The following is a 6,446-nucleotide window of genomic DNA, read 5'->3' as shown; positions in this document are numbered from 1 at the left end:
TTGAGCGGTCGAAACAGGCGCTTGAGCTTGCGCATTCAGGTCTCCCTCTGGAATCGAGAGACACCCAAAGAATCCAGTTCCAACCGCTTGGCAACACCCTGCCAGCACCATATGCGATTCCCCTACCGCACGCGGGGAGAGGCGAAGAATGTTCCTATCTCCGCCCCGCCGGAGCCGGCGGCGGCACCGCCATCGCGGCGGCCGGCTCGGGCGGTGTCAGATGGCGGGGGACGATGATGGTCTGGCCCGGGGTGAGCTGCGCGTTCTCGGGCAGCGAATTGCTCTGCGCGAGCGTCCACAGCGGCACGCGGTTGGCTGCAGCGATGCTCTCCATGGTGTCGCCGCGGCGCACCGGCACCCGCACGCCGCTGTCCCACAATTCGACCAGCGTATCCGCGGGCACGAGATAGCGCAGCGGCACGGCATCGGCCTGGGTCTGCGGCGGAATGCGCGGGAGCTGCGTCACCATCTCGACGATCTGGCGGTGGATGTCGTCGGACTTCTCGATGTTGATGTGCGAGACGCGTGCGTTTTCCTTGAGGTCATAGCTGGCATAATGGCCGCGAAAGCCGGGCACGGCCACGACGTCGCCGCCGCCGAGCACGCTGTCGGACAGGAAGATGTTGATGAAGCGCTCGACGTTGAGCGGCACGTCGCCGGTCGCATGTGCGGGATCGATGGCGATGACGAGGCTGATCGGGATGTTCTCTTTGGCCGCCATCTCCGAGATGACGATCGAGCACAGCCCGCCCATGGAGTGGCCGATCAGCACGATCGGCGCCGCCTTCTCCTTGTAGCCGGCGACGACGCGGTTGCCGATCAGCCGGCACAGGGTGAATTCATAGACGTCGGCCGAGAAGCCGGCCTGCGTCAGCTTCTCGCTGAGCCGATCCATGCCGGTCGAGAAGATCGGGCCCATGGCGCCGCGAAACAGGTAGATTTTCGGCGGCGGCAAAGGCTCGAACGGCGGAGGCGGCGGCGCGGCGGGGACGGCCGCGGCGGTCTTGGACTTGGCCGGAGAAGCAGCGGCCATGCCGCCGCTCAAGGCAAGCAGCACGACTGCTGCCAGCGCGACTAGTCGCCTTGAATCAGCCATCAGTCCAGAAGTCCCACCACCGGAGACGATTGCCTCCCCTGCGGTAGTTCATGACCGCAAAATTGGCGGATTTTGCGGCGCCGAAGTCTTGTCGTGCGAGACTAGTTCCTCGCCGGCGCAGCGGCCGCCGCCGACCGGGCCTGCCGCGGCGCGCCGGGTTCGGCGACGGGAGCAGCCGGGGCGCGCGAGCGCATGATCGCGGCGTCGATCTCGGCGATGACACGGCGCTGGATCGCCTCGTTCTTGTCGATCGAGATATGGCCAACGCCGGTGCCGCGGACGTCGACATTGTCGAGCTTGCCGCGGAAACCCGCTGCAGCCCGCACCGGCTCGCCCGGACCATCGCCGATATAGATGTTGATGTAGCGCTCGGCGCCGCTCGAGAGCTTGGTCTTGAAGACGGAATCGAGGCCGATCGCGAGCTTCACGGGCACGCCGAGCTGGTTGAGCTTGGCGATCATGTCCGGCAGCGCGGTCGCACCGGAGGAATGGCCGACCAGGATAATCGTCTTGAGCCGGCCGGCCTTGTAGGCAGCTGCCGCTTCATCGGCGAGCGAGGACCAGGAAACGAAGTTGGCGACGGTCACCGGGATGCCCTGCGCCTGAAGCCGCGCGCCGATCGTGTCGAGCCCGAGCGAGAAGATGTTGAGCACGCCACGGAGCAGGTAGACATGCGTGGTCGCCACCGCGGCCTGGCTCGGCGCGGCCTTGGCGGTGGTCGGGCTGATGGCAACAGCTGACAGCAGGAGCAGGCCTACCGCCCAAACACGGAGGGCGGACAACTGGCTGGCGCCGACGGTGTGACGGCCGTTCGGTCTCATCGGTGTTTTCCTTGGAGAGGATACGCTTTGCGATAGGCCGGAATCGTAGCCATGGCCTGCTCGCAGACGCAACAAAGAGCCGCGTGAGCGACAATCTTAGCGGCAGCCCGTGGCGGTTGCGCAACACTTGCCCGAAACCCGCCACTCAACGGCCCGTTTTGAGACCATTTTTCTCCGGCCAATTGCGACGCGGCAAGGACATTCCTATCTCAGGGCTCCGCTGACCGGCCCTTCCCGGCAGGTTCCAGCCTCCCCTCCCCAGCCTTTGCTTCTTAGCCTTGCGGCCATCATGTCCTCCATCATCTCCGTCGCCAATCTGTCGAAGACCTACGGGCCCGGCTTCAAGGCGCTCAAGAACGTCAATCTCGATATCAAGCGCGGCGAAATCTTCGCGCTGCTTGGCCCGAACGGCGCGGGCAAGACCACGCTGATCTCCATCATCTGCGGCATCGCCAATCCCAGCGAAGGCAAGGTTCTGGTCGGCGGCGAGGACATCCAGGCCTCCTACCGCAAGGCGCGCTCGCTGATCGGCCTCGTGCCGCAGGAATTGCACACCGACGCTTTCGAAAGCGTGTGGGCGACCGTGAGCTTCTCCCGCGGCCTGTTCGGTAAGCCGAAGAACCCCGCGCATATCGAGAAGGTGCTGAAAGACCTCTCGCTGTGGGACAAGAAGGACAACAAGATCATCACGCTGTCCGGCGGCATGAAGCGCCGCGTGATGATCGCCAAAGCACTGTCGCACGAACCGCAAATCCTGTTCCTGGACGAGCCGACCGCCGGCGTCGACGTCGAGCTGCGCAAGGGCATGTGGGAGGTGGTGCGCGGCCTGCAGCAATCCGGGGTCACCATCATCCTCACCACGCACTACATCGAGGAAGCCGAGGAGATGGCCGATCGCATCGGCGTCATCAACAAGGGCGAGATCGTACTGGTCGAGGACAAGACGACCTTGATGCGGAAGCTCGGCAAGAAGCGGCTGACGCTGCACCTGCAGAACAAGATCTCGTCGCTGCCGGAGAGCCTCGCACACTACGAGCTCGACCTCTGCGATTCCGGCGCGACGCTGGTCTACGACTACGACACCAAGGGCGAGCGCACCGGCATCACCAGCCTGCTCAGCGACTTGCGCAACGCCGGCATCCGCTTCAACGATCTCGACACGACGCAGTCGTCGCTCGAGGACATCTTCGTCGACCTCGTGAGGACGTCATGAATCACCGCGCCATCCGCGCCATCTATCTGTTCGAAATGGCGCGCACCTGGCGCACGCTGCTGCAAAGCATCGTCTCGCCTGTGGTCTCCACCTCGCTCTATTTCGTGGTGTTCGGCGCCGCGATCGGCTCGCGCATCAGCCAGGTCGAGGGCGTCAGCTACGGCACCTTCATCGTGCCGGGCCTGATCATGCTCTCGGTGCTGACGCAGAGCATCGCCAACGCCTCGTTCGGCATCTACTTCCCGAAATTCACCGGCACGATCTACGAGATCCTGTCGGCACCGATCTCCTATTTCGAGATCGTGCTCGGCTATGTCGGCGCGGCCGCGACCAAGTCGATCATCTTGGGCCTGATCATCCTGGCGACGGCCGGGCTGTTCGTGCCGCTGCACATCCATCATCCGGTCTGGATGCTGACCTTCCTGGTGCTGACGGCGGTGACGTTCAGCCTGTTCGGGTTCATCATCGGCATCTGGGCCGACGGATTCGAGAAGCTGCAGATGATCCCGATGCTGGTGGTGACGCCGCTGACCTTCCTCGGCGGAAGCTTCTATTCCATCGACATGCTGCCGACGGGCTGGCGCACGGTCGCGCTGCTCAATCCGGTCGTCTATCTGGTCTCGGGCTTCCGCTGGAGCTTCTACGAGATCGCCGACGTCAGCGTCTCCGTCAGCGTCGGCATGACGCTGGCGTTCCTGGTGATCTGCCTGATCGTGATCTGGTGGATTTTCCGCACGGGGTATCGGCTGAAGAATTGACCCGCCTAGCCCGGATAGAGCTCTGCGTAATTCGGGCTACGAGGTCGTCACCGGTAACAGTGGAAGCGATGGTAGCCGTCATAATAGCCACGGCAGTGGCGATAGTGACGGTGCGGAATGCCGAACACGCCCTCCACCGCACCTACGGCGCCGCCGACACCGGCGCCGACGGCGCCACCCACCACGCCCCCCACGGGACCGGCGATCCGGTTGCCCTCATAGGATCCTTCCTGGGCACCGCGCACGATGCCCTGCGCGTGACCGGCTTGCGGCAAGCACGATAGCGCGAGAAGGGCGGCAGCTGCGAACAGCATGCGGACGGGGAAGCCGGCCGGCAGGACGGCGGCGTTGACACGGGCTTTGTTCATCTTCAGTCCAATGGCAAAAGCGGCGGCGAAGCCGCCAATCGGCAGGTCATCATCAACGCACCGGGCGGCCAAATGGTTGCGCCTTTGTGACGAATTGTCGGCGATGTGAACGCATGTCCGCTCTCGAAAATGTCAGCATCGCAGCTGGCGGCGCGGCACAAAGCGGCCTTGCTTACGTCGGACATCACGTTAACGATGGCGGGCAGGCCGCTGGAACGAAAGCCGGATTGCAGGCATATTGCACGCCGGGGACGGAGAGCCGCGGCGCTAGCGTGAACAGGCCGGAGGCCGAGAGTCAGATGCGTTCATTTTTTATCGCTTTCACTTCCCTGATGCTTTTGAGCGCGGGCACCGCGCAGGCCAAGGTCGAGATCACCATCGACAAGGACAATCAGCAGATGACCGTCGCCGTGGACGGCGTGGCGCGCTATCACTGGCCGGTATCGACCGGCATCCCCTCGCGCGAAACGCCGAACGGTGCCTTCCGCGCCTTCCGCATGGAGGAGGATCATTTCTCCAAGGAATTCGACGACGCGCCGATGCCGCATTCGATCTTCTTCACCAAGGTCGGGCACGCCATCCACGGCACGGATTCGGTCAGCCGTCTCGGCACGCCCGCCTCCCATGGCTGCGTGCGGCTGTCGCGGCAGAACGCCTCGACGCTCTATGCCCTGGTGCAGCAGCAGGGCGTGCTCAACACCACGGTGACGCTGACCGGCTCGGCGCAGGTGGCGCTGGCGCGCAATCCGCGCGGCCGCAATGCCGTGGCCCGCGCAGCGCAACCGGCCGAAGAGCAATACGCGACCACGGGCGATCCCGTGAACCTGGCGCCGCCGGCGCAGCCCGCGCGCCGCTACATGCCGCAGGACGACAACTACATCTATCCGGCCGACGGCAGCGACACCGGCGCCCGCTATCCCGCGCCGCGCTCGGCAAGCCGCCCGCTTTATGACGCGCAGGTCTATCAGCAGCAGCCGCAGCCATATTACAATCAAGGCTACGGCCAGCAGGGCTACTATCAGCCGCAGCCCCGGCAATATTATCAGCCGCGCGGCTATTACTATCAGAACTGACGCGACTGCCATCAACCGCCCTCGCCGGCCGAGGCACCATGCCGTCACGTGCCACGATCATTCCGACTGTGCTCTGGATTCTGATAGCGGGACCGGCCATGGGAGCTGATGTGGCCTTCGACCTCGAGGCGCATCGCGGCGGGCGGGCGCTGTTGCCGGAAAACACCCTGCCCGCCTTCGCCAACGCGCTGTCGATGGGCGTCGACACGCTGGAGCTCGACGTCGGCGTCACTGCCGATGGCGAAATCGTCATCTCGCATGAGCGCGGGCTCAATCCGGATCTCGCACGCAGCTCCGATGGAGCCTACATCACTCCGCCCGGCACGCCTTTCGTAAGACTGCGGCTCGACGAGGTCAGGACCTATGACGTCGGCCAGATCCGGCCGGACAGCGCCTATGCGAAACAATTCCCCGACCAGCGTGCGGTGCCGGGAACGCGCATTCCCACCCTGCGCGAGCTGTTCTTGGTGGTGCGCAAGTCCGGCAACACGCAGGTCCGCTTCAACATCGAGACCAAGATCGATCCGAACCATCCGGACGAAGCGCCAGATCCGGCGGCCTTCGTCGCAAAGCTGCTCGGGGTGATCGAGACCGAAGGATTTTCCGATCGCGTGATGGTCCAGTCGTTCGACTGGAGGACCCTGCAGCTCGTCCAGCGGCAGGCGCCCACGATTCCAACCGTGTACCTGACGCTCCAGCGCGGCACAGGCCAGACGGTGGCGCTCGACAAGGCGACGAACTGGACGGCCGGCTTCAATCCGGCCGATCACGGCCGCTCGCTGCCACGGACGATCAAGGCTGCGGGCGGCGCGATCTGGTCGCCCTATTTCGGCGATGTGACCGCCGCGCTCGTCTCGGAGGCTCACGCGCTCGGGCTGCGCGTCGTGGTCTGGACGGTGAACAAGCGAGACGACATGGCGCGCATGATCGAGCTCGGCGTCGATGGGATCATCTCGGACAGGCCGGACCTGCTGCGGCAGGTTGCCGGCGAGAGGGGAATCGCATTGCCGGCGGGGACGCCGGTGGCGCCTTAGAACCAGTCTCGTGTCCCGGGCGCGGCGCGGCATGAAATGACGCGACGAAGAGCGGGGGCACGAGATCACTCGAGCCGCGAGCT

At 64.8% G+C, this 6,446-nt stretch carries 7 protein-coding genes; 4 read left to right on the top strand and 3 right to left on the bottom strand.

The annotated features are described in order from the left end of the window. Positions 1 to 154: 154 nt before the first annotated feature. Positions 155 to 1,096: a LysM peptidoglycan-binding domain-containing protein gene (locus EAV90_RS34895; RefSeq protein ID WP_129146010.1), complete on the bottom strand. Its 942-nt coding sequence runs from the start codon at positions 1,094 to 1,096 to the stop codon at positions 155 to 157. A gap of 101 nt (positions 1,097 to 1,197) precedes the next feature. Further along, on the bottom strand, positions 1,198 to 1,917 hold the full coding sequence (locus EAV90_RS34890) for a hypothetical protein (protein ID WP_122401993.1): 720 nt from the start codon (positions 1,915 to 1,917) through the stop codon (positions 1,198 to 1,200). Positions 1,918 to 2,206: 289 nt separating this feature from the next. Here EAV90_RS34890 and EAV90_RS34885 point away from each other — a divergent pair, with 289 nt between their 5' ends. Beyond that, positions 2,207 to 3,130, top strand: a complete 924-nt coding sequence (locus EAV90_RS34885) for an ABC transporter ATP-binding protein (RefSeq protein ID WP_129146009.1) — start codon at positions 2,207 to 2,209, stop codon at positions 3,128 to 3,130. Continuing rightward, positions 3,127 to 3,888, top strand: a complete 762-nt coding sequence (locus EAV90_RS34880; protein WP_122401991.1) for an ABC transporter permease — start codon at positions 3,127 to 3,129, stop codon at positions 3,886 to 3,888. The genes EAV90_RS34885 and EAV90_RS34880 overlap by 4 nt, the downstream gene beginning before the upstream one ends. Before the next feature lie 47 nt (positions 3,889 to 3,935). On the opposite strand, the gene EAV90_RS34875 is transcribed toward EAV90_RS34880, so the two are convergent. Further along, the gene (locus EAV90_RS34875; protein ID WP_122401990.1) at positions 3,936 to 4,256 is read right to left on the bottom strand and encodes a hypothetical protein; all 321 of its coding nucleotides are present in this window, start codon (positions 4,254 to 4,256) and stop codon (positions 3,936 to 3,938) included. Positions 4,257 to 4,555: 299 nt separating this feature from the next. Here EAV90_RS34875 and EAV90_RS34865 point away from each other — a divergent pair, with 299 nt between their 5' ends. Further along, positions 4,556 to 5,329: a L,D-transpeptidase gene (locus EAV90_RS34865; RefSeq protein WP_164937233.1), complete on the top strand. Its 774-nt coding sequence runs from the start codon at positions 4,556 to 4,558 to the stop codon at positions 5,327 to 5,329. Positions 5,330 to 5,427: 98 nt separating this feature from the next. Next, positions 5,428 to 6,363: a glycerophosphodiester phosphodiesterase gene (locus EAV90_RS34860; protein WP_245509691.1), complete on the top strand. Its 936-nt coding sequence runs from the start codon at positions 5,428 to 5,430 to the stop codon at positions 6,361 to 6,363. Positions 6,364 to 6,446: the final 83 nt, after the last annotated feature.

Source organism: Bradyrhizobium vignae (genome assembly GCF_004114425.1).
GTDB classification, from domain to species: domain Bacteria; phylum Pseudomonadota; class Alphaproteobacteria; order Rhizobiales; family Xanthobacteraceae; genus Bradyrhizobium; species Bradyrhizobium vignae.
The sequence above is the reverse complement of the archived record's forward strand: the minus strand, read 5'-3'. Positions and strand labels throughout refer to the sequence as shown.

Bases quoted from the DNA above. Each gene is read 5' to 3' on its own strand.
- EAV90_RS34885 (WP_129146009.1), top strand. From the start codon at position 2,207: ATGTCCTCCATCATCTCCGTCGCCAATCTGTCGAAGACCTACGGGCCC.
- EAV90_RS34890 (WP_122401993.1), bottom strand. From the start codon at position 1,917: ATGAGACCGAACGGCCGTCACACCGTCGGCGCCAGCCAGTTGTCCGCC.
- EAV90_RS34880 (WP_122401991.1), top strand. From the start codon at position 3,127: ATGAATCACCGCGCCATCCGCGCCATCTATCTGTTCGAAATGGCGCGC.
- EAV90_RS34865 (WP_164937233.1), top strand. From the start codon at position 4,556: ATGCGTTCATTTTTTATCGCTTTCACTTCCCTGATGCTTTTGAGCGCG.
- EAV90_RS34875 (WP_122401990.1), bottom strand. From the start codon at position 4,256: ATGAACAAAGCCCGTGTCAACGCCGCCGTCCTGCCGGCCGGCTTCCCC.
- EAV90_RS34895 (WP_129146010.1), bottom strand. From the start codon at position 1,096: ATGGCTGATTCAAGGCGACTAGTCGCGCTGGCAGCAGTCGTGCTGCTT.
- EAV90_RS34860 (WP_245509691.1), top strand. From the start codon at position 5,428: ATGGGAGCTGATGTGGCCTTCGACCTCGAGGCGCATCGCGGCGGGCGG.